The sequence below is a fragment of the Gammaproteobacteria bacterium genome, assembly GCA_036381015.1.
In the GTDB taxonomy this organism is placed as follows: Bacteria; Pseudomonadota; Gammaproteobacteria; order Steroidobacterales; family Rariloculaceae; genus ZC4RG20.
This window is the reverse complement of the sequence record DASVDR010000005.1, coordinates 17,106-41,044: the sequence shown is the minus strand read 5'-3', so window position 1 is coordinate 41,044 and position 23,939 is coordinate 17,106. Positions and strand designations below refer to the sequence as shown.

The window sequence follows — 23,939 nt, the reverse complement described above, 5'->3', positions numbered from 1 at the left end:
CGGAAAAAGCGGCCGGTGGCATCGGAAGAAAGGTGTCAGTTGCGAATCTTGCGGAAAAAGGTGTCGGACACCTTTTCGAGCTCATCGAGCCGCGGCGGCGACAGCCTGCCGGCGATAGTCCTTCATCATCGCGATGAAGCGCTGGAACAGCGGCCGCAGATCGTGCGGGCCGGGGCTCGCTTCCGGATGGCCCTGAAACGAGAACGCCGGCGCGTCGGTCAGCTCGATGCCCTGGAGCGTGCCGTCGAAGAGCGAGCGGTGCGTCGGGCGCGCGTTCGGCGGCAGCGTCGCCTCGTCGACCGCGAAGCCGTGGTTCTGGCTCGTGATCAGCACCCGGCCGGAGTCGATTTCGAGCACGGGGTGGTTCGCGCCGTGATGCCCGAACTTCATCTTCACGGTCTTCGCGCCCGCCGCAAGACCGAGCAGCTGGTGGCCGAGACAGATGCCGAACTGAGGCACGCCGATGCTCGCGAGGGTACGAATCGCCTCGATCGCGTACCCGCAGGGCTCAGGGTCGCCCGGGCCGTTCGACAGGAACACGCCGTCCGGATTCAGCGCCATGATCTCGTCAGCGCCCGTGGTGGCCGGCACGACCGTGATCCGGGCGTCGAGGTCGGCGATCAGCCGCAAGATGTTGCGCTTCACCCCGAAATCGACGGCCACGACGTGAAAGCTCGCGATCCGTTTCGAGTACACGGCCGGCCGCTGCGGCCAGATGCTGCCCTGATTCCACTGGTACGGCTTCTTGGTCGTGACCAGCCGCGCCAGATCCTTGCCTTTGATGCCGGGGAATTTCCGCGCGGCCCGCACCGCCTCCTCGGCGCTCGCATCGGCGCCCGTCACGATACAGCCCGCCTGTGCGCCTTTGTCGCGGATGATGCGCGTCAGCTGGCGAGTATCGATGCCGGCGATCGCGACCGTGTCGCCGCGGACGAGAAAGTCCTGCAGCTTCGTCTCCGCCCGCCAGCTGCTCGCGAGCCGGGAGAGGTCGCGGACGACGAGCCCCGCGGCAAAAATGCGCTGTGACTCGAAATCGTCGGAGTTCGTGCCGACGTTGCCGATGTGAGGATAGGTCAGGGTGACGATCTGCCGGAAATAGGACGGATCGGTCAGGATCTCCTGATACCCGGTCATCGCGGTGTTGAACACCACCTCGCCGAGGGTGCGGCCGGGTGCGCCGACGGAGATGCCGCGGAACACCGTTCCGTCTTCGAGCGCTAGTATCGCCGGCTCTGCCACGCTGAGCTCCTGAACCAAGGGTTGCGCCTGCACACGATCGCGGGCTTGCCGCGAGGCGCACGGCAATCCCGGAGAGCTTTTCGCTAGTGGGGGCTCAGGCCGCTATTCTAGCGGCTCCGATGCCGGACTTGAATTGCGGGAACCTCCGACCGCCGCCGCGCGCGCCCGCTACATAGAGCCGGCCGGCCGCTCGAAGTTCACGCCGCCGCATTGGTGGCAGCAGGAACTCGGACCGCTCGTGCCTCAAGCGCGTTGCGACGCGAGCACGTCCGCCATCGAATAGTAGCCGGGGGCGCGCCCGGCCACCCACCGGGCAGCGCGCAGGGCGCCGCGGGCGAATGCGCGACGGTCTCTGGCGCGATGCACGAATTCCACCTGCTCGTCGCCGGCAATGAAAAGCACCGAGTGATCGCCGACGATGTTGCCGCCGCGAATCACCGAGAAGCCGATCGTGCTCGGGACGCGCGGTCCCGTCCGCCCCTGGCGGGTGTAGACGGCAAGGTCCTTGAGCGGCCGTCCCTTCGCCTCGGCGACGCGCTCGCCGAGCGCGAGCGCCGTACCCGACGGCGCATCCACCTTGTGACGGTGGTGGGCCTCGACGATCTCGACGTCGTACTCGTCGCCGAGCGCGCGGGCGGCGCGGGCGACGAGCTCCATGAAGAGGTTCACGCCGACGCTCATGTTGCGGCCGTAGACGATCGGGATCTGATGCGCCGCCCGCTCCATCGCATCGAAATGCCGCTTCTCGAGCCCCGTGGTGCCGACGACGAGCGCCGTGCCCGTCTCGACGCAAGCCTTGACGTTCGCCTCGAGCGCGGTGGGCAGCGTGAAATCGACGGCCACTTGAGCACCGTGCAGCGCCTGCTGGCGGTCGTCCGTCAGCGGCACGCCGAAGGGCGCGAGCCCCGCGGCCTCGCCCGCGTCGCGTCCGATCGTCGGATCGCCGGACTGCGTCACCGCGCCGGTCAGCCGGAAGTCGTCCGCCTCCGCAACACAGCCGAGAATCGCCCGGCCCATGCGGCCGGAGGCGCCAAGCACCGCGAGCTTCAGCAACGGCTACGCCCCCATCCGCTCGAAAAAGCTTTTCACGCCGTCGAACCACGATCGCGCGCGCGGGCTGTGACGCTCGCCGCCGCCGGATACCGCCTCGTCGAACGCCCTCAGCAGCTCTTTCTGCTCGGCCGTGAGATTCACCGGCGTCTCGACTTGCACGCGGCACAGGAGGTCCCCGAAGCCCGGCTCCCGAACCGAGCGCACCCCCTTGCCCCTCAGCCGGAACACTTTTCCGGACTGGGTCTCCGGGGGCACCTTCAGCACGACATGGCCGTCGAGGGTCGGAACCTCCACGGTGCCGCCGAGGGCGGCCGTGGCGAAGCTGATCGGCACCTCGCAGCTCAAGTCGCGGCCGTCGCGACGGAAGATCGGGTGCGGCTGCACGACGATGTCGACGTAGAGATCTCCGGGCGGGCCGCCGTTGCGCCCCGGCTCCCCTTCGCGCGCCAGCCGGATGCGGTCGCCGTCGTCGACACCCGGCGGCACTTTGACGGCGATCGTCCTGAGTTTGCGTACCGTCCCGGCGCCGCCGCACTCGCGGCACGGCGTCTCGATCCGCGAGCCCGCGCCACGGCACGCGGGGCACGTTTGCTGGATCGAGAAGAAGCCCTGCTGCACACGAACCTGGCCGAGGCCGCCGCAAGTCGCGCAGGTCACGCGCTCGGTGCCCGGCGCCGCGCCGCTGCCGTCGCAGGTTTCGCACGTCACGCGGCTCGGTATATCGATCTCGACCGTGTCGCCGGTGACGGCCTGCTCGAGCGTCAGCTCGAGCTCGTAGCGAAGATCCGCCCCGCGGTACATCTGGGCTCGGCTTCGCGACCCGGCGCCGAAGATGTCGCCGAACACATCGCCGAAGATGTCACTGAACACATCCGAGCCGCCGAATCCGTTAGCACCCATGCCGCCCCCCGATTGGACGCCCGCATGCCCGAACCGGTCGTACGCGGCGCGCTTCGATGGGTCGGCCAGCACCTCGTAGGCTTCTTTCGCCTCCTTGAAGCGCGTCTCGGCCTCCGGATCGTTCGGATTGCGGTCCGGATGGTATTTCATGGCCAGGCGCCGGTAGGCCTTCTTGAGGTCCTCCGCCGCAGCATTGCGCTGCACGCCCAGAATCTCGTAGTAATCGCGCTTGGCCATTACCCCCTCAGTCCCCATGACGGCGCGGGCCCCGCACCGAGGCCCGCGCCCCCGTTACCAGGCCGCGATTGTCGCCGAAAAGCCCCCACACGAAAAAACGGCTCGGGCCGCATTTCGGAAAAAGGGCGCTCGCGCCCTTTTTCCCGAGGCGATGCCGGCAGGAAGGAGCCGCGGCCCGTCGTTCGCCCCTCCCGCCGGCGCGGGCTCACGCCCGCTTCTGCTCGTCGTCGTCCTTGACCTCCTCGAACTCGGCGTCGACGACGTTGTCCTCGCCCGGCCGGCCCTCGGCCGCACCGCCCGCAGGCTGCTCGCCGTACACCTTCTGCGCGAGCCCGGCAGACGCCTCGCTGAGCGCGCGAATCTTCGCCTCGATGCCGCTCTTGCTGTCGCCCTTCAACGCCTCCTTCAGCTCCGACAACGCGCTCTCGACGCGGGCTCGCTCCTCTGCCGGTACTTTGTCGCCGAGATCCGCAAGGGATTTCTCCGTGGCGTGAACCAGCGCATCGCCCTGGTTGCGGACGTTCACGAGCTCGCGGAACTTCTCGTCCTCGGCGGCGTGCGCCTCGGCGTCCTGAACCATCCGCTGGATCTCCTCCTCGGTGAGCCCCGAAGACGCCTTGATGACGATCTTCTGCTCCTTGCCCGTGGCCTTGTCCTTCGCGGACACGTTCAAGATGCCGTTCGCGTCGATGTCGAACGTCACCTCGATCTGCGGCACGCCGCGTGGCGCCGGCGGGATGTCGGAGAGGTCGAAGCGGCCGAGCGACTTGTTGTCGCGCGCCCGTCCGCGCTCGCCCTGAAGCACGTGGATCGTCACGGCCGTCTGATTGTCCTCGGCCGTGGAGAACACCTGCGTCGCCTTCGTCGGAATCGTGGTGTTCTTCTCGATCAGCTTCGTCATCACGCCGCCGAGCGTCTCGATGCCGAGCGACAGCGGCGTGACGTCGAGCAGCAGCACGTCCTTGACCTCGCCCGCGAGCACGCCGGCCTGAATGGCGGCGCCGATCGCGACCGCCTCGTCGGGGTTCACGTCCTTGCGCGGCTCCTTGCCGAACAGCTCCTGGACCTGCTGCTGCACCTTCGGCATGCGCGTCTGGCCGCCGACGAGGATCACGTCGTGGATGTCGTTCACCGTGAGCCCCGCGTCCTGCAACGCGGTCTTGCACGGCGCAATCGTGCGCTCGATCAGATCCTCGACGAGCGACTCGAACTTCGCCCGCGTGAGGCTGATGTTCAGGTGCTTCGGACCGCTCGCATCCGCCGTGATGTACGGCAGGTTGATGTCGGTCTGCTGACGCGACGAAAGCTCGATCTTCGCCTTCTCTGCCGCCTCCTTCAGGCGCTGCATCGCGAGCGGATCCTTCGTGACGTCGATGCCGCTCTCCTTCTCGAACTCCTTCGTCAGGTAGCCGATGATGCGATTGTCGAAGTCCTCACCGCCGAGGAACGTATCGCCGTTCGTCGCGAGCACCTCGAACTGATGCTCGCCGTCGACTTCGGCGATCTCGATGATCGAGATGTCGAACGTGCCGCCGCCCAAGTCGTAGACGGCCACCTTGCGGTCGCCGCGCTTCTTGTCGAGACCGTAAGCGAGCGCCGCGGCCGTCGGCTCGTTGATGATGCGCTTGACGTCGAGCCCCGCGATGCGCCCCGCATCCTTCGTCGCCTGCCGCTGGGAGTCGTTGAAGTACGCCGGCACCGTGATCACGGCCTCGGTGACTTTCTCGCCGAGATAGTCCTCGGCGGTCTGCTTCATCTTCGCGAGCACTCGCGCCGAAATCTCGGGCGGCGCCATCTTCTTGCCGGCCACCTCGACCCAAGCGTCGCCGTTGTCCGCCCGGACGATCTTGTACGGCACCATGTTCGCGTCCTTCTCGACGACGTGGTCGTCGTAGCGGCGCCCGATCAGACGCTTGATCGCGAACAACGTGTTGCTCGGATTCGTGACCGCTTGACGCTTGGCCGTTTGCCCGACCAGAACCTCGCCGTCCTTGGTGAACGCGACGATCGAAGGCGTCGTGCGGTCGCCCTCACTGTTCTCGATGACCTTCGGCTTGCCGCCCTCCATGACGGCAACGCACGAATTCGTCGTGCCCAAATCTATGCCGATGACTCGTCCCATAACTGCCACACCTCAGCTCGCCCAGAATGAAAATTCGTGCGTCGCGTCAGACCTTTCCGACTCGATCTTAATTGGGGGACCCGCCCTCCAATTCAACCCCGGCCCGTCACCCCTGCCCTTGCGGCGGCGGGGCCGCCACGACGACGCGCGCCGGCCGCAGCAGCCGGTCGTGCAGCTCGTAGCCCTTCTGGATCACGGCGACGACGGTATCCGGAGCCGCATCGGCCGTGGGCTGCAACGTCATCGCCTCGTGCTTCGTCGGGTCGAAGGCCTCGCCGGCGGGGTTGATCTCCCGGATTCCGACGCTCTCGAACGCCTGGTCCAGGAGGCGGAGCGTGGCGCGCTCACCCTCGAGCAGCGTCGCGACGTCGACATTGTCGGCTGCCGCGAGCGCCGCCTCGAGGCTGTCCCGTACCGGAAGCATCGCCTGGCCGAGGCGCTCCGCCGCGTACTTCCGGGCCGTCTCGAGCTCGCGCGCGGTGCGCTTGCGGAAGTTATCGAGCTCGGCTACCGCCCGCAGATACTTGTTCCAGTTCTCCTCGGCCTCCCGGCGCAGGGCTTCGAGCTCCTCCTCGTGGGCCGTCGGCTCGCTTGCCGGCGCCGGGCCTGCCTCGAGCTCCGGGCCGGCCTCGTGTTCCCGGCCGGCCGCGTCCGCCTCCCCGCCGGGGTCCGCGGCCTCGCGCCCGCCTGATGAATTCCGCTCCATGGCCTCTCCAGTCATGACGAAAGTTCCTCCCGCGACGCCCGCCGGGCGCCCGTTCCAGTAATGATTTGAGGGGCTAATGGGGGCTAGTTATTGGACTTCAAGGCGCGCCCGAGCAGCTTGGAGGTGATGTCGACGATCGGAATCACCCGCTCGTACGCCATGCGCGTGGGACCGATGACGCCGAGCACGCCCACCGTATCGTCCTCGGTGGTATAGGGCGCCGCCACGATGCTGCACGACTCGAGAACCTGGTACCCCGACTCCTGGCCGATGAAGATCTGCACCCCCTCGGCATTCAAGCTCTGATCGAGCAGGCGGAGCATGTCGTGCTGGCGGCTGAACGCGTTGAACAGCCCCTTCAGCTTCTCCATGTCGCCGAGCTCGGCGACCATCAGATTCGTCTCGCCGGACAGCACGTACTCCTGCCGCGGGGTCTCGTTCGGAAACGCTTGGGCGGCGAGCTCGATCGCCTCGATCATCAGCGCGTTCATGGACTCGCGGGTCTTCCTGAGCTCGTTGACGAGGTCGACCCGCACCTGATGCAGGTCGCGCCCGCCGAACTGCTCCGTGAGGTAGTTGCCCGCCTGACGCAGCTCGTCCTCCGTGAAGTCCCTGTGCACGTGCAGGATCTTGTTCTGCACCTCGCGCTCGTTCACGACGAGGATCGCGAGAACGCGCCGGTTCGACAGCGGCAGAAACTCGATCTGCCGCAGCGCGCTGTGGACGCGGCGCGGCACGGTGACGATGCCCGCGAGCTGCGTCAGCATGGACAGCAGCGACGAGACCGAGGTTGCGAGCGCCTGCGGGTCGCCGGCCGCCTCGCGCAGCGTCTCCCGGAAGCGGAGCAGCTCGTCTTCTTTCGGCGGCGTGAGCTTGATCAGCGTATCGACGAAGAGGCGGTAGCCCTTGATCGTGGGCACGCGACCTGCCGAGGTGTGAGGCGAGGAGACGAAGCCCATCTCCTCGAGGTCGGCCATGATGTTGCGGATCGTGGCCGGGCTCAGATCGAGCCCGGACTCACGCGACAACGTCCGCGAACCGACGGGCTGCCCTTCGCGGATGTATTTGTCCACGAGCACGCGCAACAGGTGCTGCGCCCGCTCGTCCGGAAAGTCTCCTTTGATCGCTGCCATATCAGTCCGGGCTCGGCTCCCCATCCCGGCGAATGGCACGCTAGCAACGGGCTCGCGCGACTGTCAAGAATCGTGCCCGTTTCGGGTGCGGCCCCTCACACGGCCGCGCGCCCGCTCACAGTGCCCCGGGCTTTCTCGCTACAATCCGGGCCGGGGGGCGCGTCCGAGCCGCATGAAATACAAGTTCGAGAACGTCGGGTTCTGGGGCCGGCTGTCCGAGAGCAAGGTGGCCGAGACGGCGCTCAAGGTCATCGCCCGTCTGAAGACGCGCAACGCCCGGATCGCCGCTCCGCCGTCCGCGGCCGGCATCGCCGCGCAGGCAGGCGGTCTGGAGATCGTCGACGAAGCCGATCTCGCGTCGAAGGTCGACGTGATCGTCGCCATCGGGGGCGACGGCACGATGCTCCACGCCGCGCGCCGCGTCGCGGGCCTCGGCGTGCCGCTCCTCGGGATCAACCTCGGCCGGCTGGGCTTCCTCACCGACATCCTGCCCGAGCACGCGGTCGACACCATCGACGCGATCCTCTCCGGCGACTACCTGGCCGAGGAGCGCCGAATGCTCGAGGCGCATCTGCTCCGCAATGGCGAAGCCCGTCCGCCGATGGCCGCGCTGAACGACGTCGTGCTGCAAAAAGGCGCGACCGGCCGGATTCTCGACTTCGTCACGTGGGTCGACGGGAGCTACGTTAACACCCACGGCGGCGACGGGCTGATCGTCGCCACGCCCACTGGCTCCACCGCCTATGCGCTGTCCTGCGGGGGGCCGATCATTCAGCCCGATCTGAACGCGATCGTGATGGTGCCGATCTGTCCGCACACGCTGAGCGACCGCCCTCTGGTGCTGAACCCGAAAAGCGTGATCGACGTCCGGCTGCATTCGGGTTCGGCCCCCGCCGCACAGATCTCGTGCGACGGCGACGACTACGGCTCGATCGATCCGGAAGACACGCTTCGCATCCGCATGGCGCCCCAGACGATCACGCTGCTGCACCCGCGCGACTACAACTACTACGAGCTGCTGCGCTCGAAACTGAACTGGGGCAGCGCCACGCGCTTCGGCCGCTCGGGCCCGCGCTCCTGAGCCGTCGCCGAATCGATCCAACGACGATGAACGCCTCCGCTTCCGCGACGTGCCAGAGCCGCCCGCGATGCTGAGCCTGATCCGCGTGAAGAACTACGCCGTGATCGACGAGGTCGAGCTCGAGCTCGGCTCGGGCCTCAGCGTCGTCACCGGGGAAACCGGCGCCGGGAAATCGATCCTCGTCGATGCCCTCGGCCTCGCCCTCGGAGACCGGGCCGACGCGACGGCCGTACGCCACGGCGCCGAGCGGGCGGAGATCGGCGTCGTCTTCGAGTGCCCGCCCGGTCATGCCGCGCTCGCGCGGCTCGAGGAGCTCGGCCTCGACGACGAGAACCGCGTCGCGCTGCGGCGGATCGTCGGCCAGGAAGGACGCTCCCGGGCCTTCATCAACAACCAGCCGGTCACGCTGCAAGACCTGAAAAGCGTCGGCGGGCTCCTCGTCGACATTCATGGCCAGCACGCGCACCAGTCGCTGCTGCACGGCCCGAACCAGCGGGCGCTGCTCGACGCGCACGGCGGTCTCGGCGACCTCGTCGACCGCGTCGCTGCGGCGTTCCGAGCGTGGCGCGAGCTCGAGGAGCAGCTCGCCGCCCGCGAGAGCGGGGCCGCGCAGCGCAACGCCGAGCTCGAGCTGCTTCGGTTTCAGGCCGCCGAGCTCGAGGCGCTCGCGCTCGAAGACGGCGAGCCCGCGCGGCTGCTGGCCGAGCGCGGCCGCCTCGCCAACGTCGACAAGCTCGCGGCGGGGCTCGGTGCGGCCATCGATGCGCTCTATGAGTCGGAGGTGGCGAACGCCTACGCCCTGGTCGCCCGGGCCCGGCAGGAGCTCGAAAGGCTCGTCGACCACGACGACGCGCTCGGCGAGCCGGCCCGAGCGCTGGCCGGCGCCGAGATCGAGCTGCGCGAGGCCGCGCATGCGCTGATCCACTATCGCGACGTGCTGGAGCCGGATCCCGAGCGGCTCGAAGCCGTCGAAGCGCGGCTCGCGAAAATTCGGGCGCTGGCGCGCCGCCATGCCGTCCCCGAGGACGAGCTTGCGGGGCTGTTGCCGCAGCTTCGCGCGCGCATCGAGGCGCTCGACGCGGGCGGGCAATCGGCCGAAGCGCTTCGAGCCGCGGCGCAGCGCGCGGCGACAACGTACTTCGAGGCCGCGGAGGCGCTGACGGCCGCGCGCACCCGCTGTGCGGCGGAGCTCGGCGCTGCGGTCACGGCGCAGCTCCCGGAGCTCGGCCTGCCGCACGGCGAGTTCGCCGTGCGCGTGGAAGCGAAGCCGAAGGATCGCGCCGACGCCACCGGGCTCGACCGCATCGAGTTCCAGGTGCGGCTCAATCCCGGGCAGCCCTTCGGTCCGCTTGCGAAGATGGCGTCCGGCGGCGAGCTTTCCCGCGTCGGCCTCGCGCTCGAGGTGGCGGCGGCCGGCGCTTCTCCCGTCCCGACCTTCGTGTTCGACGAGGTCGACGCGGGCATCGGCGGCGGCGTCGCGGAGATCGTCGGGCGCAAGCTGGCCCGCATCGCGGAGAGCCGGCAGGTCCTTTGCGTCACCCACCTCCCGCAAGTGGCGAGCCAGGGGCGCGAGCACTACCGAGTCGCGAAGGTGACCGACGGCCACGCGACGCGCACGATCGTGCATCGACTCCGCGCGCAGGAGCGTGTCGAGGAGCTCTCGCGAATGCTCGGCGGGCTCGAGATCACTGATCTCACCCGGGCCCATGCGGAAGAGATGATCGATCGTGCGAGACGATGCCGGACGTGAGCGGCGCGGCCTTGCCGCCGATGCCGGACGTGAGCGGCGCGGCCTTGCCGCCGATGCCGGCCGTCGAAGCGCCGGCAACAGACGCGGAGCCGCGCTCGGGCCGGTCAGGCCCTCTCGGTCAGCTGCGGTGCGCGCCCTTCGGCCGCACGTACAGCACGAGGCTGTGATCCTCGATCTCGTAGCCGTGGCGCGACGCCACCTCGCGCTGGATCCGCTCGATGCGCTCGTCGTAGAACTCGATGACCTTTCCGGTGTCGAGACACACCATATGGTCGTGATGCGTGCGGTCGGCGAGCTCGAAGACGGCCGTGCCCCCCTCGAAGTTGTGCCTCGTCACGAGGCCGGCACGCTCGAACTGGGTCAGGACACGGTACACGGTCGCGAGGCCGAGCTCCTCGCCGGCATCGAGCAGCGCACGATAGATCGATTCGGCCGTGAGATGGCGTTCGGCGCTGGTCTCCAAGATCTCCAGGACCTTGAGCCGTGGCGAAGTGACCTTCAGCCCAGCCTTGCGTAGATCCTGCCCTTCCACTGTACTACTCACCTATTTCAAATGGGTTATGATCCGCGGCTGCTCATTATGGCTCAGGCCGGCTTTCCTCTCTACCGCAGCGAGATGCCAGTAATCAGTCGATTTATCGCGAAAATTCCCTTGCCTTCGCGCGCCTCCGGCGTCTCGCGTACTGCCGCTGCGTGCGTCGCGAGCCTTGCGGTCGCGCTTTCAGGCTGCGTGTATCGGATCAACATTCAGCAGGGCAACGTCGTCGAGCAGGAGGCGTTGGAACAGGTCGAGGTCGGCATGACGCGCAGCCAGGTGCAGTTCTTGCTCGGTACTCCTCTGATCTCCGATCCCTTTCACAGCAATCGGTGGGACTACACCTACTACTTCAAGGCGGGGCGCCGGGCCGACGTCGAGCGGCGTTGGGTCAGCGTGTATTTCGAGGACGACCGTGTCGCCCGGATCGAGCGGCGGATCGCGCCGGGCTCGGCCGATTCGGAGACCGACATCGCCGCCCGGGACGGCAACGGCGGCCTTTAGCTTCGCCTCGTCCTGCCCGCGGGCCCCATGACCTGCCCTCGAGACGAGAGCTCGCGGCGCAGCGCGCGCGGGTCCCGCCGCAGCGGCCGGCAGATCTCGACCCGGTCGCCGCCGCGCAGAGGCCGGTCGAGATCGACGGGCTCGCCGAATACGCCGAGGACGAGCGGACGGTCGCGGATCTCGGGAAACTCCTCGAGCAAGCCCGAGCGCCGCACCGCCTCCACGGCCGTCAGCCCGGGCGACCTCGGGAGCGTCACGATCCGCTGGACCGCCGGGGTCGCGTAGACCACCTCGACGCAGTCCGCTTCCGGCTCACTTGGCATAGAGCGCTTCCGCCCTGTGGATGAACGCCGCGACCTGAGCACGCACGAGCTCCTCGAACACGACGGCGAACACCATCGAGAACGGTGAAGGCACCACCTCGAAGTTCAGGGTCACCGACACCTCGCTTTCGCCTTCGCCGACGTCCTTGAACTCCCAAAGGCCGTCGAGGTGCCGAAACGGTCCTCGAACGAGCTCGATGTCGACGCGGTGCGGACGCTCGAACGTGTTCAGTGTCGTGAAGCTCTTGTGGATGCCGCTCACGCCGATGTCGAGCCTCGCCTTCATGTACCCGTCACCACGCTCCTCGATCTGCGCGCTGCGGCACCAGTGCAGAAACCGCGGGTACGATTCGACGTCGTTGACGAGGTCGAACATCTCCGTAGCGGTGTACGGCACCCGCTCTCTCCGGTGGATGGTCGGCATCTCCTAGAATAGTCCGATTGCGCTCAGCGGCACGAGGGATGTTTTTTGTTTTGCATTCTAGGATCATTGCGTTGCGATGGCCAGGAAGCAGGGAAAGCCGAGCTCGGAGCGTTCGATCGCGCAGAATCGCAAGGCGCGCTTCGACTATTTCATCGAGGAGGATTTCGAGGCCGGACTCGAGCTCCAAGGCTGGGAGGTGAAAAGCCTTCGCGCAGGCAAGGCGCAGCTCACGGAAAGCTACGTCGTGCTGCGGGAGAACCAGGCATGGCTCCTCGGCGCGCACATCACGCCCCTGCTCTCCGCTTCGACGCACGTGGACCCCGACCCCACCCGCACGCGTCGCCTGCTCCTGCACCGGAACGAGATCGACCGTCTCACCGGGCTCGTCGAGCGGCGCGGCTACACTCTCGTCCCGCTCGAGCTTTACTGGAACAAGGGTCGGGCGAAGCTCGCAGTCGGGCTCGCACGCGGCAAGAAGCAGCACGACAAGCGCGCGGCGGAGAAGGAGCGGGACTGGCAGATCGAGAAGGCGCGGGCGCTCCGAGCGCGGTGACGGCCGTGGGAACCGGCCGTTCGTAGCGCGGTCTATCGTCCCGGCCGGAGAATGCCGGAGTCGGGGTGCACGAGCTTGAATTCCCCGGTTCCGGCCATACACTGGCGGTCTGTCTTGGGGGCGACCTGGCTTCGACGCGGGTTGCGAAACCTGAGGTGCATGCCGAGGTGCAGATACCTCGTAAAACCGTCTGCAAACCAAATAGTTGCCAACGACGACAACTACGCACTCGCCGCTTAAAACCCGGTAGGGTGCCGTCTGACTGGAGCCGTGCTTGTGCGTCCAGCGCCCTTCGGGGCATTCAGGCGTCGTATCTCACAAGCTCGCGACGAGGCGCGTCCGCTGCCGAGTCGTTAAACACCTGAAGCGGACTCGCTGCCGAGCGCGCCCCGTCCGCCGGGTTGCTCGCAGCTAAAACCAAAGGCGGGCTAAGCATGTAGAGCCGAGGGCGGAGAGCTTGCGGACGCGGGTTCGATTCCCGCCGCCTCCACCAATTTTTTTTATATTCAATCTGTTATAAGGCTTTCAGCCTCCTCCCGCAAAACGACGGGCCGGGTGTTTCGTCTGGACCAAGGTCCAATGGCCGGCCCGAGGGCGCTCGCTAGACTGCTCCAAATGGTCTGTCCGAATTCGTCGTGGGCAGACGAGCCATCGAATGGACGCGCTGTTCGAGCATGCGCCGCCGATCCGCATCCAGCAGCGTTTCGGGCTCGTCAAGCCGGATAATCTGAATATCAAACGTCGTGTGCTGCTGTTCGTCCTGGTTGTCTGGGGCCCCCTGGTGCTGCTGGCGCTCCTGCAAAGCGTCGTGCTGGGCACCGACGACTTGATGTCGCTGCTCGGTCATGTCCGGACGCATGCCGCCTACCTGGTGACCGGTCCTCTCCTGATATTCGCCGAGTCCGTATGTGCACCGCGGCTGAGCGCCGTGGTCCGCCATTGCGCCGGCAGCGACATCATCGCCGAAAGCGGCCGCGGGCGTTTCGACGATGCAATCAGGTCGACCCGCAGGCTGCTCGAATCTCCGGGGGCAGAGATCGGCGCCATCACGCTGGCGTACGTGACCGTGCTGATGGCGCTCCTATCGACTCCGCCGGAGCAGCTGCCGGATTGGGGTACGGTCGACGGAGGCGCGTCCACCTATTCCCCAGTCGGATGGTGGAACATCGCGGTCAGCCTCCCGTTGCTGTTGATCCTGATCATTGGCTGGATCTGGAGGGTTGCGCTGTGGACGCGACTTCTATGGCTGATCTCGCGACTCGATCTTGTGCTGGTCGCGTCCCATCCTGATCGCTGCGCGGGCCTCAGCTTCCTCGGCCGCTCTGTGGGCGCGTTCTGGATCGTGGCTTTGGCGTTTGGGGTGATGGTCGCAGGTGAGTCCGTGCAGGTCGAGCTCGAAACCGGAGAGCTCGCGAGGGTCCTCGTCTACGTAGATGTCGTGCTAGTCCTGATGATCGTCGCGATGTTCGCGGCGCCCATGTTGGTTTTCACGCCAATGCTGACGCGCACGTGGCGACGCGGCACGTTCGAATACGGAGCTCTCGCGCAGCGGCTCGGGCAGAGTTTCGAACGCAAATGGCTCGATTCCGACGCCGCTCTCGATGAGGGAGCGCTCTGTCAGCCGGACTTCTCCGCCACTGCCGATCTCTACGCCGTCGTATCGAACGTTCACGCGATCCACCTGGTTCCGATCGGCCTGAAAGATCTTTCCGCACTCGTGTTGGCCACGTCGCTTCCCTTCGTCCCCGTCTTGTTGCTGGCGGCCCCCGTCACCGTAATCTGGATGCATATCAAGGGCCTGTTACTGTGACATGAACCGCCATTGGCGTTGCGCGGCCCCCCTCCGGGCGTTCGGCGAGCGCAGGGAACGAGCTAGTCGGCGCGTCCCGCAGCCCCCCGCTCGGTGATAAACCCGGTCCGGCCGCGAGCGCGCGGCCGGGGCCGCATGTCCCGGCTATCCTTTCGCTTGCGTATGGGCTTCGACCAGCCAGAGGTTCTTGTCGACGGTGCGACACACTTCGGTGAAGAGGTCGGCAGTCACCTCGTCGCCCATCTCCGCCGTCGCGTGGATCGCCGCCCGTACCGCCTTGCCGAAGGCGGCAAGCGCTGTCGAGAGCGCCTCGATGTGGGCGGCGCTCTCGGTGACATCGAGCGGATAGCGCGGCAGGGCCGAGCGCTCGGCCACGACGGCCGCCGTACCCTCCGCCAGACCACCGAGCGCCGTGATGCGCTCGGCGATCAGGTCGGCGTGCTCGCGACCATCCTCGGCCACTTTTTCGAACAGCTCGTGCAGGGCGATGAAGTTCGGGCCCTTGACGTTCCAGTGAGCCTGCTTGGCCTGCGTGACCAGATCAACGGCGTCGGCAAGCCGCGCCTGCAGGAGATCGATAGCTGCCTTGCGGGTGTTCTCGGCAATGTCGATTTTCGTCTTGTACATCAGTCGATCCTCCAATCAACAGACAAGGCAATTGCAATCGGCCCGGATCTCTCGAGCATCATTCGCCGAGTCGAGAGCGCGCGTTTCGGCCGTTCCAAGATGCAAGCAACGCGCCGAGTCAGTCTGCCGGCGGCAATACGACCGTAAACGTCGCTCCTTTTCCCTCTCCTGCGCTGTAAGCGGATACAGTTCCCCGGTGCTGCGCGACTACTCTCTTGACCAGCGCCAGTCCCAGACCTAGACCACCGCCCGCGTCGGCTCCTCGAGTGAAAGGATCGAAAATTCTGCGGAGCAGTGCGGGCTCTATCCCCCTCCCGGTATCGGTCATCGTGATCACGGCATTCCCGTGAGAATCCGGCCGGCATCTTACGGCGATCTGCCCCGGCGGATCGGTGAACTTAATGGAATTCGCGAGAAGGTTATGAAACACCTGTGTCAGCCGCACGATGCTGCCCTTTATCCAGAGGCTCCGTTCCACGTCCAAATGCACCGTGAGCCCGCGCCGCTCGCACTCGGCCTTCTTGTCCTCGACGGCATCGCGCAACACCGCAGCCACGTCGACGCGTTCTGCAAGCTCGAATTCGTCCCGGGCGAGCCGCGAGAAATCCAGCATTCCCGACAGCAATTTATCCATCTGATCTACTTGCCGGCTGAGCGCTGCCTCCCATCGAGAACGCTTGGCCGGGTCGTCCTCCACGAACCTCTGCGCCTCCGCTATTGCCGAAATGGTTGCGAGGGGGTTTCGTAGCTCGTGGCTGAGCGTCGCGACCATGTCCTCCCTCAATCTCCGCTCCCGGTCCGCCCTCTCTCGCATCTGCGCAAGCTCGAACGCAATCGCCGTGAGCTCCGCCACGCTTTGCAGAAAAAGCCATTCGTCCGGGTCGAGTCGCTCGGGCGAATCGAAGGCCAGCGACATCGTGCCAAAGCTTCTCGACCCGACTTGGAGCGGGAATACGGCGAGGGCAGCAGCGCCGGCCAGAGCCGGACAGCGACGCTCGATCTCCACCCGATCCGTCAGCCACTCGGCGAGCCGCGGACCTTCAATAGCGGGGTAATTCTCTCCCGTTGCCTCGGTCGTATCGGCTCGTTCGATCATGATCTCCGAGGCTCCGAGGGCCACGCGTTTGAGTACAGCAAGAATCTCGTCGGCTGAGAGCGACTGCGCCAGCCCGTCTGCGATCGTCTCCAACGCAATGAGCCTGTGACGCCCCTCCTCGATTACTCCCTCGAAGGTCTGCAGCTTGCGAATCTCCGGCTGCCTGTCTGCAGCATCGAAAAAGCAAATGGCGCTTTTAGCGCTTGCCGCGGGCCTTACATTGGCGAGACGGGTCATGTTCCGCAGGCTTTGCCACCTTCCGGCATCTCGCACCAGTACCGTCTCGTGATGCGCCGCGATTTCGAGGATGTCGTTGAAAGAGTGCTCCGCGAGGGAGTACGTGCAGAGAGCCACGATGAGGTGCCCTCGGAATGCTTCGTCGACGGCCGCCTCGTACGCCACGAAAGAAGGCCAGGAGCGACGATCGAGAAAAGGTATGTCACCGGATATGCGAAGCCCGTTGCAGCCGGCGTCAAGCGCATACCGCTCGTAATCGAGCCAGGCTCTTAGGACTTCCTCGCCCTTGACGCCTTCTGTCCCGGCGTACCAGTCGGACTGGTCGAGAACTTCGATGAGACCCTGCCGCTCATAGCGAGCCAGATGTTCGATTCGAGCTGCGAGGGCCGATCGCGCTTCGTCGCCGGAAGCTACTATCCAAACACACTTCTCGCGGTTCTCGAGACCGGCCCGGAAGAACTCGATCGCCGCGTCGAAGAGATCGGATTTGGAGCGATAAAACAGACAGCAGTGGGAGCCCCAAGGCAAAGAAGCGACGAGAGGAAGTCGAGTGGGGGTGCGCTCCTGCTTTTGCAGTGGCTGCTGCATGTCGCCCTCGGATGCATCAGCCTATACAGTAATGTCGACTGTGTTGATTCGCTATCCAGGTTGTATGTACAGTGCCTATCAATGGTTCCGCAGCAGGCGCGGGAAATTGATAGGCTTCTGGAAGTAGTCGGCGGACCGAAGCTTCCGGGCCTCCGAGTGGATCGAGTTTTGCATGCTTCGAGCAGCACGTCGGCTCGTGCAACGACCAGGAGTCACCGATGACGCTGCATGCCGAAGACATCATGACGCGCGACGTTGCGACGGTGGCCGAGAGCACACCGGTAGAGGACATAGCTCGCCTGTTGCTGGAGCGGCGCATCAGCGCGGTACCCGTCGTCACCGCCGGCGGTGAAGTGGTCGGCATCGTCAGCGAAGGTGATTTGATGCGCCGCCCCGAAATCCAGACCGAGAAGCAACCCTCGTGGTGGCTATCGTTGCTGCTCACCGACACCGACCGCGCTGCCCGCTATATCAAGAGTCACGGCCGTACGGCGAAGGACGTCATGAGCACTCCGGTCGTCACGATCGATCCGCAGGCATCTCTCGCCGAAATCGCGGAGCTTCTGGAAAAGCGGCAGATCAAGCGCGTCCCGGTGCTGCGCGATGGGGTGTTGGTAGGCATCGTTAGCCGAGCGAACCTGTTGCGCGGCCTCGCTACGCACAGGCCCACGCAACCGCAGCCCGTGGATCGGACCTCCGATCAGCTCATACGCGACCAGCTGCTCGAAACTCTGCGCAAAGAAGCCGGTGTCCGTCACGAATTCGTCAACGTCGTCGTCAGCGGCGGCACCGTTCACCTCTGGGGAAGCGTCTTCAGCGAGACGGAGCGCCGGGCGGTGCGCGTCGCGGCGGAGAACACCGCGGGCGTGCGCCGAATCGAAGACAACCTGCACGTCTTGCCGCCCAACCGTCTGAGCTTATCGTGATCGTCAGGCTCAGCGCGTCGCGCTCATCGGCTGCGATCGACGCTGGGCCTGCGGGCACATGCAGCCGCACGTCGGCGACAATGTGACCTCGTCTCTACAGCGAGACCCTCCGCAGCAGTTGCGCATTGATCGCGACGATCACCGTGCTCGCCGACATCAGCGCCGCGCCGACCGCGGGAGCGAGCACGATGCCGGCCCATGCCAGAGCTCCGGCCGCGAGCGGTATCGTCACGATGTTGTAGCCCGCCGCCCACCAAAGGTTCTGCAGCATCTTCCGATAGCTCGCGCGGCTCAGCGATACGATTCTCGGCACGTCGCGCGGGTCGCTGCGGACGAGCACGACATCGCCCGCTTCGACGGCGACGTCCGTTCCGGCGCCGATCGCAATACCGATATCGGCCGTCACCAGCGCGGGCGCATCGTTCACCCCGTCGCCGACCATGGCGACACGCTTGCCTTCGCGCTGCAGCGCCTCGATCTTCGCGGCCTTCTGGTCCGGCAGCACCTCCGCGAACACCTGATCGATGCCGAGCTCCCGGGCGACACGATGCGCGACGGCCGCTGAATCGCCGGTCAACATCGCCACCTCGATCCCCGCCTCGTGCAGGCGCTGGATGGCCTCGTACGACTCCGGCCGAATGGCATCCGCGATGGCGAATGCAGCCAACGCGCGGCGGCCCTCCACGAGGAAGATGGCGGCCTGGGCATTGCCGCTGAAGCGCGCCTCGGCCTCGCGCAGCACGGTCGGAAGGCCGACGCCGAGCTTGCCGAGCAAGGCCGGGCCGCCGACTTGCAAGCGACGGCCTTCCACGTCCGCCTGCACGCCGCGCCCCGGCAGCGCCTCGAATCCTCGCGCTTGCGGAACGTCGAGCCCCCGCTCCTCCGCGCTCTTCTGCAGCGCTCGTGCGATCGGATGCTCGGAATCACGCTCGACGGCCGCGGCCAGCCGAAGAGCCTCCTCGACGGCGACCCCTTCCGCCGTCGCGACGTCGACTACGCGGTGCTCGCCCAGGGTCAGCGTGCCCGTCTTGTCGAAGACGACCGTGTCCAAGCTGCGGGCTTCCTCGAGTCCGCGGCGGTCGCGAACCAGCAGCCCGCTGCGGGCGCCGAGCGTCGTCGAGATCGCGATCACGAGCGGCACGGCAAGCCCGAGCGCGTGCGGGCACGCGATCACGAGCACGGTCACGACGCGAGTCACGGTGAAATCGAGCTCTGCGCCCGCCGCGAGCCATCCGACGAGCGTCGCGAGGCCGGCACCGATCGCGACAATGGTCAGGAAGAATGCCGCTCGGTCCGCGAGCGCCTGCGCACGCGAGCGCGAAGTCTGCGCCTGGGCGACGAGCCGCATGATTCCGGCCAACGCCGTGTCGTCGCCCGTGCCGGTCACCTCGACGCGGAGCGATCCTTCACCGTTGACCGTGCCGGCGATGACCTCGTCGCCCTCTTGCTTGTGGACGGGATTCGACTCCCCGGTGATGGCCGCTTCGTTGACGCTGCTCTTGCCGCTGCGGACCTTGCCGTCCGCCGGCACCGCCGCCCCGGGCCGGATGAGGATGAGGTCTCCGTCCCGAAGCTGATCGACGGTCACTTCCTCGGTTCGATCGTCGCCGGTGATGCGCAGCGCGGTATCCGGCAGCAGCTTCGCAAGCTCCTTGAGCGCCCCTTGCGCCTGGGAAATCGATCGCATCTCGATCCAGTGACCGAGCAGCATGATCGTGACCAGCGTCGCAAGCTCCCACCAGAGCGCCATGCCCGGATAGCCGAGCGTGACAGCGGCGCTGTAGACGAGGGCGACCGAGATCGCGAGCGCGATCAACGTCATCATGCCGGGCCGCCGAGCCTTCAGCTCGCGCCGCGCGCCGGCCAGGAACGGTTGGCCGCCGTACACGAAGACGACCGTGCCGAAGAGCGCCGGCAGCCAGCGAGCGCCCGGGAAGTCCGGAGCCGCGTAGCCGAACCACTCCTGCAGGTGTTCGCTCCATAGGACGGTCGGCAGGGTCAGGGCGAGGGCAAGCCAAAAGCGGCTGCGGAACATCTCGACGCTGTGGCCGGCATGCTTGTCGTGTGCCGCGTGCTCGCCGGACCCGGCGCCGTGCCCGCGGCTTTCCCGAACCGTGTGATCGGCGTGCGCGTCCGCCGAATGGCGGTGCGGCGAATGCGAATGTTCGGAGCCTTCCAGTCCGCTCATGCCGATCGGCACGCCGGGTTCGCCGGCCTCACGGTGAGGCGGCCGGCACTCTATCGGCTGCCCCGAGCTCGTCCGCGTGGATCGTATGCTCCATCATAGCGCGGAGTTGCCGCTCGAACGTTCCTGACCGAAGATGAGGAGACGGTGCGGCACGTGCGGTGCTGTTTGCAGATGAAACGCAATCGCCCTTGATGCGTGCTCGGCGGCTCGCCTTCTTGCTGATCCTTGCGTCCGTGCTCGGTCTCGCCGGCATGCGCATCCTCAATCCGCTTCCCTCCCTCGCGGCCGAGAAGACTCGACCTTACTATGGAGACACCGCCGACACGCTCCTCGGACGAGCCCTTTAGCCGCTGATCGAGGCGCGCCCCGGAAAATCGGGGATCGTACCGGGTTTGAACTGGATATAGGCCTCCGGCACGTTCATCAGCGGGGAATTGCAGAAGCCCAGAACACTGCAAGTGCTGTTGAGCAATCGCGGTGCCGATCGCACCCGGCGATGTGCCGATGACCGCCGAAGGCTTACGCGCACTCTGTACGGCGGCATCGGGTGCTTCATGTCCAATAGGATGCAAGTCCTGTACCCTTCCGTGCGAGTCGATCGCGTCGACACCTCGCCGCTAGGTCGATCATCAGCCGTCGGCTTTCGAGCGCTTGCTCGCGACGACGCAGAAGTCCCGCGCATCGACGTCGTCGAAGCGAACGTCCGTGAAGCCGGCTGCCTCGAGCGCCTCGGCCACGCCCTCTCGTCCTTGCCCCGAGTGCCGCGTGAAACCGAGTACGAGGCATCCGCCGGGCTTCAGCACACGGTGAATCTCGCGCAGCCCGTTGACGGCATCCGGCCAAAGCTGCATCGAGTTGATGGCCATCACCCGATCGAAACTTTCGTTCCGGAACGGCAGGCGCTCGACGCCGCCCTTGCGCAACTCGACGGCGCCGCGGGCGACCGCCGCGGCGTTGCGCGACCTCGCTTGCCCGAGCATCAGCTCGGACGGATCGACGCCCGCGACGTGTCCCGAGGACACGGCGCGTGCAAGGTACGCGATGCCGACGCCCGGGCCGAAGCCGACTTCGAGGACGTGATCGCTCGGCCGGACATCGAGCAACTCGACAGCGCGCCCGATCATCCGGCGGTTCGTGCGCGCCATGATCATGCCGCCGAGCCATCCGAGAACACCCTCGGGACGACCAAAGGTGCGCATCAAGAGCGCTTTGGTGACGGGCATCGGGCGGTCAGCGTTCGCCATCGGGCCGGCCTTCCCGAGAGGCCGTGAGCAGGCGGGAGGACCTGATGCGAGTCACGGTCGTGCTCCGGCTCGGGTTTCGAGCCCACCATTGCAAAAGCGCGACAGCGGCGCAATCCTCGGCGCCAGCACGTCGATCCCGCGCAGCCGCGTCGAACGAAAGCGCGACATTTGAACCGGCGCATCTCGCCCTCGCAATGAAGACCTTCACGAAGTACATGTTGCTGCAGTTGCCCGGCTGGGCGCTGGTCGGCTTGCTTCTGCTTTGGCTCTGGCCGAAAACCGGATGGAGCGCGTGGGTCGCCGTCGCCGGCTACGCCGTGTACGTCGTCAAGGATTTCGCGCTGTATCCGTTTCTGCGCTCCGCGTACGAAGGGCGCGAATCGCCGACCGGCGGCATCGAGCTGATCGGCCGGACGGGCGTCGCGCAACAGGACCTCGATCCGCAAGGCTATGTCACGGTGGCCGGAGAGCGCTGGCGCGCCCGGGTCCGCCCCGGCGAGAGGCCGATCGCCGAGGGTACGCGCGTGCGGATCACGGGCGCCTCAGGCCTCACGCTTTACGTGAGATCTGAGCCACAAGCACAGGATAATTCGTGATTTTTATTCGTGCCGATGCACAGTCCGGCGGCGCTCACTCGCTCCCTCCGAGCCTCCACCGCGCACACCTCGACAACGGTCAAGGCAGCGCGAATGCGACGACCCGGTCGCCGGCCACGACGGCGACGTGCTGCTTTCCGCTCGCGGCGAGATACGTCATCGGATTCGCGTTCGCGTTCGCCTCGAGCCGCGCGGTCCACAGCTCTTTGCCGGTGTGCGCATCGAACGCGCGGAAGCGCCGGTCGTTCGTGGCGCCGACGAACACGAGCCCGCCGGCCGTGACCGACGGCCCGGCGCTGCCGGAGTTCCCGACCCGCTGCTTGCCCTGCGGCAGATCCTCGTCGAGCCCGAGCACGGACTCCCAGACGATCTCGCCGGCGCTCGGATCGATCGCGACGAGCCGCGCCCACGGCGGGCGGTAGCACGGCGCGGTGGGCCCGACGGGCCGCCCCGCCTCGTCGAACTCGCCGCCGATCGGCGCACTGAAGCTCGCGTACGGACCCGGCCCGAGAATGCTCGCGCGGTCGTAGGGCTGCGTGGATTCGGCCGTGCCTCGCCCGTAGTTGCCCTCGGGGTCGCGGTCCTCGATCCAGCCGACCAGCGACGTGTCGTGCGCGTTCACGTACACGAGGCTCGTCTGCCGATCGATCGCGACGCCGCCCCAGTTGACGCCGCCGGTGCCGCCGGGAAGCTGGATCGTCGACCGCGGCGGTGCGTCGGGCGCTTTGTAGAGGAACGGCGTGAACGGGCCTTCGTTGTGGTAGCCGCCGCTGCGCTCCATCAGCTCTTGGCAGGCCGCGGCATGCTCGGGTGTCGTGTCCTCGGGTCTCACGAGATCGCGCTCGGGGTCGAAGCTCACGCGCGAGAGCGGCTCGGGCCGGACGGGGAACGGCTGCGTCGGCGCATACCATTCCCCCGGCACGTCGCCGCGCGGCACGGGCCGCTCCTCGACGTCGATCAGCGGCTCGCCGGTCACGCGGTCGAGCACGAAGAAGTAGCTCGTCTTGCCGACATGGGCGATCGCGGGCACACGCTCGCCGTCCCGCTCGAGCTCGAACAGCGCGCCCGCCGAAGGCATGTCCGAGTCCCAGATGTCGTGGTGGACGGTCTGGAAATGCCAGCGATATTCGCCCGTCAGCGCATCGACCGCGACGATCGAGTTGCCGAAGACGTTCGCGCCCGGACGTCGGCCGCCGAAGTAGTTCGGCGCCGGGCTCGAGATCGGCAGATACACGATCCCGCGCTCCGCATCGATCGGCGCGGAGAACGCCCACATGTTCGTGCCGGAGCGCTCGCGCCAGCTGTCGCCGCCCCACGTCTCGTGAAACGGCTGGCCCGGGCGCGGCACGGTCCAAAACTCCCAGAGCTTCTCGCCGGTGCGCACGTCGAACGCACGCGCGTTGCCCGGCGGACCTTGCGGCACCTCGCCGACGGCCGCGCCGAGAATCGCCGCGTGGCGGTAGACGACCGGCGCGCCGCCGTAGGGCACGCCGACGTCGACGACGCCGTTCTCGCCGAACTCGGCGACCGGCTCGCCGGTCGCGGCGTCGAGCGCCGTGAGCTCGGAGCCCGCCGTGAAGAGGATCCGCGGCGCCCGCTCGCTGTCGCCGGGCCAGTAGGCGACCCCGCGCGTGGAGGCGGTCGGTCCGCGCCGCCGCGGCCCGGCCTCCGCCGCCGGCTCCGCCGACGAGGCCGGCCGGAGCCTGTGAACCCACACTTCCTCGCCGGTGTCGCCGTCGAGCGCAACGACGCGATCGCCCGCCGGAACGTAGAGCACGCCGCCAACGGCGAGCGGCACGGCAGTCGAGCTCGAGCCGAGGACGTACGTCCACGCCTGCTCGAGGCCGCCGACGTTCTCCGCGTCGATTTGCTCGAGCGGCGAGAAGCGCGTCGCCGCCCAGTCGCGGTTGATCGTCCACCAGTCGCCGGCCGGAACGGCCGGCCACTCGGCATCCGTGCTCGAGGCCTCGTCCGCGGCTGCCGGACCGCCGGCCGCGCTCAAGAAAGCCAAGCCCGCGGCGCAGAGAATCGAGCGGCGGCGCGCCGTCAGCGTCATGTCTCTCCTCC

General features: G+C 67.0%; 21 protein-coding genes and 1 other RNA gene. 8 read left to right on the top strand and 14 right to left on the bottom strand.

Features of this window, described 5'->3' with window-relative positions; all coding sequences use genetic code 11:
• Positions 1 to 81: 81 nt before the first annotated feature.
• The 6 genes from carA to hrcA all read right to left on the bottom strand — a co-directional run bounded on the left by carA (position 82) and on the right by hrcA (position 7,390).
• Positions 82 to 1,239: a glutamine-hydrolyzing carbamoyl-phosphate synthase small subunit gene (gene carA / locus VF329_00980; GenBank protein ID HEX7079573.1), complete on the bottom strand. Its 1,158-nt coding sequence runs from the start codon at positions 1,237 to 1,239 to the stop codon at positions 82 to 84.
• Between the two features lie 243 nt (positions 1,240 to 1,482).
• Positions 1,483 to 2,292: a 4-hydroxy-tetrahydrodipicolinate reductase gene (gene dapB / locus VF329_00975; protein HEX7079572.1), complete on the bottom strand. Its 810-nt coding sequence runs from the start codon at positions 2,290 to 2,292 to the stop codon at positions 1,483 to 1,485.
• A 3-nt stretch (positions 2,293 to 2,295) separates the two neighbouring features.
• Positions 2,296 to 3,429: a molecular chaperone DnaJ gene (gene dnaJ / locus VF329_00970; protein HEX7079571.1), complete on the bottom strand. Its 1,134-nt coding sequence runs from the start codon at positions 3,427 to 3,429 to the stop codon at positions 2,296 to 2,298.
• Positions 3,430 to 3,634: 205 nt separating this feature from the next.
• A complete protein-coding gene (dnaK, locus tag VF329_00965; GenBank protein HEX7079570.1) occupies positions 3,635 to 5,551 on the bottom strand; it encodes a molecular chaperone DnaK in 1,917 nt (638 codons plus the stop codon).
• 106 nt (positions 5,552 to 5,657) lie between these two features.
• On the bottom strand, positions 5,658 to 6,257 hold the full coding sequence (grpE, locus tag VF329_00960; protein HEX7079569.1) for a nucleotide exchange factor GrpE: 600 nt from the start codon (positions 6,255 to 6,257) through the stop codon (positions 5,658 to 5,660).
• An 83-nt stretch (positions 6,258 to 6,340) separates the two neighbouring features.
• Positions 6,341 to 7,390 carry a heat-inducible transcriptional repressor HrcA gene (gene hrcA, locus VF329_00955; protein ID HEX7079568.1) on the bottom strand — a complete coding sequence of 350 codons (1,050 nt, stop codon included), beginning with the start codon at positions 7,388 to 7,390 and terminating at the stop codon, positions 6,341 to 6,343.
• Positions 7,391 to 7,562: 172 nt separating this feature from the next.
• On the opposite strand from hrcA, the gene VF329_00950 reads away from it, so the two are divergent.
• Together VF329_00950 and recN are read left to right on the top strand one after the other, a co-directional pair.
• Entirely contained in the window at positions 7,563 to 8,471 is a 909-nt protein-coding gene (locus tag VF329_00950) for an NAD(+) kinase (protein ID HEX7079567.1), read from the top strand.
• Between the two features lie 67 nt (positions 8,472 to 8,538).
• Complete coding sequence (gene recN / locus VF329_00945; GenBank protein ID HEX7079566.1) at positions 8,539 to 10,221, top strand: DNA repair protein RecN; 1,683 nt, start codon at positions 8,539 to 8,541, stop codon at positions 10,219 to 10,221.
• A gap of 118 nt (positions 10,222 to 10,339) precedes the next feature.
• Here the strand turns inward: recN and fur are convergent, their stop codons facing one another.
• Positions 10,340 to 10,753, bottom strand: coding sequence for a ferric iron uptake transcriptional regulator (fur, locus tag VF329_00940; protein HEX7079565.1), 414 nt, complete (start codon positions 10,751 to 10,753; stop codon positions 10,340 to 10,342).
• Between the two features lie 120 nt (positions 10,754 to 10,873).
• Between fur and bamE the strand changes: the two genes are divergently transcribed.
• Entirely contained in the window at positions 10,874 to 11,260 is a 387-nt protein-coding gene (gene bamE, locus VF329_00935; protein HEX7079564.1) for an outer membrane protein assembly factor BamE, read from the top strand.
• Here bamE and VF329_00930 read toward each other — a convergent pair.
• Both VF329_00930 and VF329_00925 read right to left on the bottom strand, forming a co-directional pair.
• Complete coding sequence (locus tag VF329_00930) at positions 11,257 to 11,583, bottom strand: RnfH family protein (protein ID HEX7079563.1); 327 nt, start codon at positions 11,581 to 11,583, stop codon at positions 11,257 to 11,259. The two genes, bamE and VF329_00930, sit on opposite strands and share 4 nt — an antisense overlap.
• Positions 11,573 to 12,007, bottom strand: coding sequence for a type II toxin-antitoxin system RatA family toxin (locus VF329_00925; protein HEX7079562.1), 435 nt, complete (start codon positions 12,005 to 12,007; stop codon positions 11,573 to 11,575). Before VF329_00925 ends, VF329_00930 begins: the two co-directional genes overlap by 11 nt.
• 76 nt (positions 12,008 to 12,083) lie before the next feature.
• Here VF329_00925 and smpB point away from each other — a divergent pair, with 76 nt between their 5' ends.
• The 3 genes from smpB to VF329_00910 all read left to right on the top strand — a co-directional run bounded on the left by smpB (position 12,084) and on the right by VF329_00910 (position 14,370).
• Positions 12,084 to 12,560, top strand: coding sequence for an SsrA-binding protein SmpB (gene smpB / locus VF329_00920; GenBank protein ID HEX7079561.1), 477 nt, complete (start codon positions 12,084 to 12,086; stop codon positions 12,558 to 12,560).
• A gap of 116 nt (positions 12,561 to 12,676) precedes the next feature.
• Positions 12,677 to 13,053, top strand: a transfer-messenger RNA (tmRNA) gene (ssrA, locus tag VF329_00915).
• A 162-nt stretch (positions 13,054 to 13,215) separates the two neighbouring features.
• A complete protein-coding gene (locus tag VF329_00910) occupies positions 13,216 to 14,370 on the top strand; it encodes a hypothetical protein (protein ID HEX7079560.1) in 1,155 nt (384 codons plus the stop codon).
• Positions 14,371 to 14,514: 144 nt separating this feature from the next.
• Here VF329_00910 and dps read toward each other — a convergent pair whose 3' ends face one another.
• Together dps and VF329_00900 are read right to left on the bottom strand one after the other, a co-directional pair.
• On the bottom strand, positions 14,515 to 14,997 hold the full coding sequence (gene dps / locus VF329_00905; GenBank protein ID HEX7079559.1) for a DNA starvation/stationary phase protection protein Dps: 483 nt from the start codon (positions 14,995 to 14,997) through the stop codon (positions 14,515 to 14,517).
• Positions 14,998 to 15,115: 118 nt separating this feature from the next.
• Positions 15,116 to 16,918 carry an MEDS domain-containing protein gene (locus tag VF329_00900; GenBank protein ID HEX7079558.1) on the bottom strand — a complete coding sequence of 601 codons (1,803 nt, stop codon included), beginning with the start codon at positions 16,916 to 16,918 and terminating at the stop codon, positions 15,116 to 15,118.
• A 218-nt stretch (positions 16,919 to 17,136) separates the two neighbouring features.
• Here VF329_00900 and VF329_00895 point away from each other — a divergent pair, with 218 nt between their 5' ends.
• The gene (locus VF329_00895; protein HEX7079557.1) at positions 17,137 to 17,844 is read left to right on the top strand and encodes a CBS domain-containing protein; all 708 of its coding nucleotides are present in this window, start codon (positions 17,137 to 17,139) and stop codon (positions 17,842 to 17,844) included.
• A 94-nt stretch (positions 17,845 to 17,938) separates the two neighbouring features.
• On the opposite strand, the gene VF329_00890 is transcribed toward VF329_00895, so the two are convergent.
• Both VF329_00890 and VF329_00885 read right to left on the bottom strand, forming a co-directional pair.
• Positions 17,939 to 19,879, bottom strand: a complete 1,941-nt coding sequence (locus VF329_00890; GenBank protein ID HEX7079556.1) for a heavy metal translocating P-type ATPase — start codon at positions 19,877 to 19,879, stop codon at positions 17,939 to 17,941.
• Positions 19,880 to 20,661: 782 nt separating this feature from the next.
• Positions 20,662 to 21,276, bottom strand: coding sequence for a class I SAM-dependent methyltransferase (locus tag VF329_00885; protein HEX7079555.1), 615 nt, complete (start codon positions 21,274 to 21,276; stop codon positions 20,662 to 20,664).
• A 194-nt stretch (positions 21,277 to 21,470) separates the two neighbouring features.
• Here VF329_00885 and VF329_00880 point away from each other — a divergent pair, with 194 nt between their 5' ends.
• Positions 21,471 to 21,872, top strand: a complete 402-nt coding sequence (locus VF329_00880) for an NfeD family protein (GenBank protein ID HEX7079554.1) — start codon at positions 21,471 to 21,473, stop codon at positions 21,870 to 21,872.
• A 79-nt stretch (positions 21,873 to 21,951) separates the two neighbouring features.
• On the opposite strand, the gene VF329_00875 is transcribed toward VF329_00880, so the two are convergent.
• On the bottom strand, positions 21,952 to 23,928 hold the full coding sequence (locus VF329_00875) for a PQQ-binding-like beta-propeller repeat protein (protein ID HEX7079553.1): 1,977 nt from the start codon (positions 23,926 to 23,928) through the stop codon (positions 21,952 to 21,954).
• Between the last annotated feature and the right edge of the window lie 11 nt (positions 23,929 to 23,939).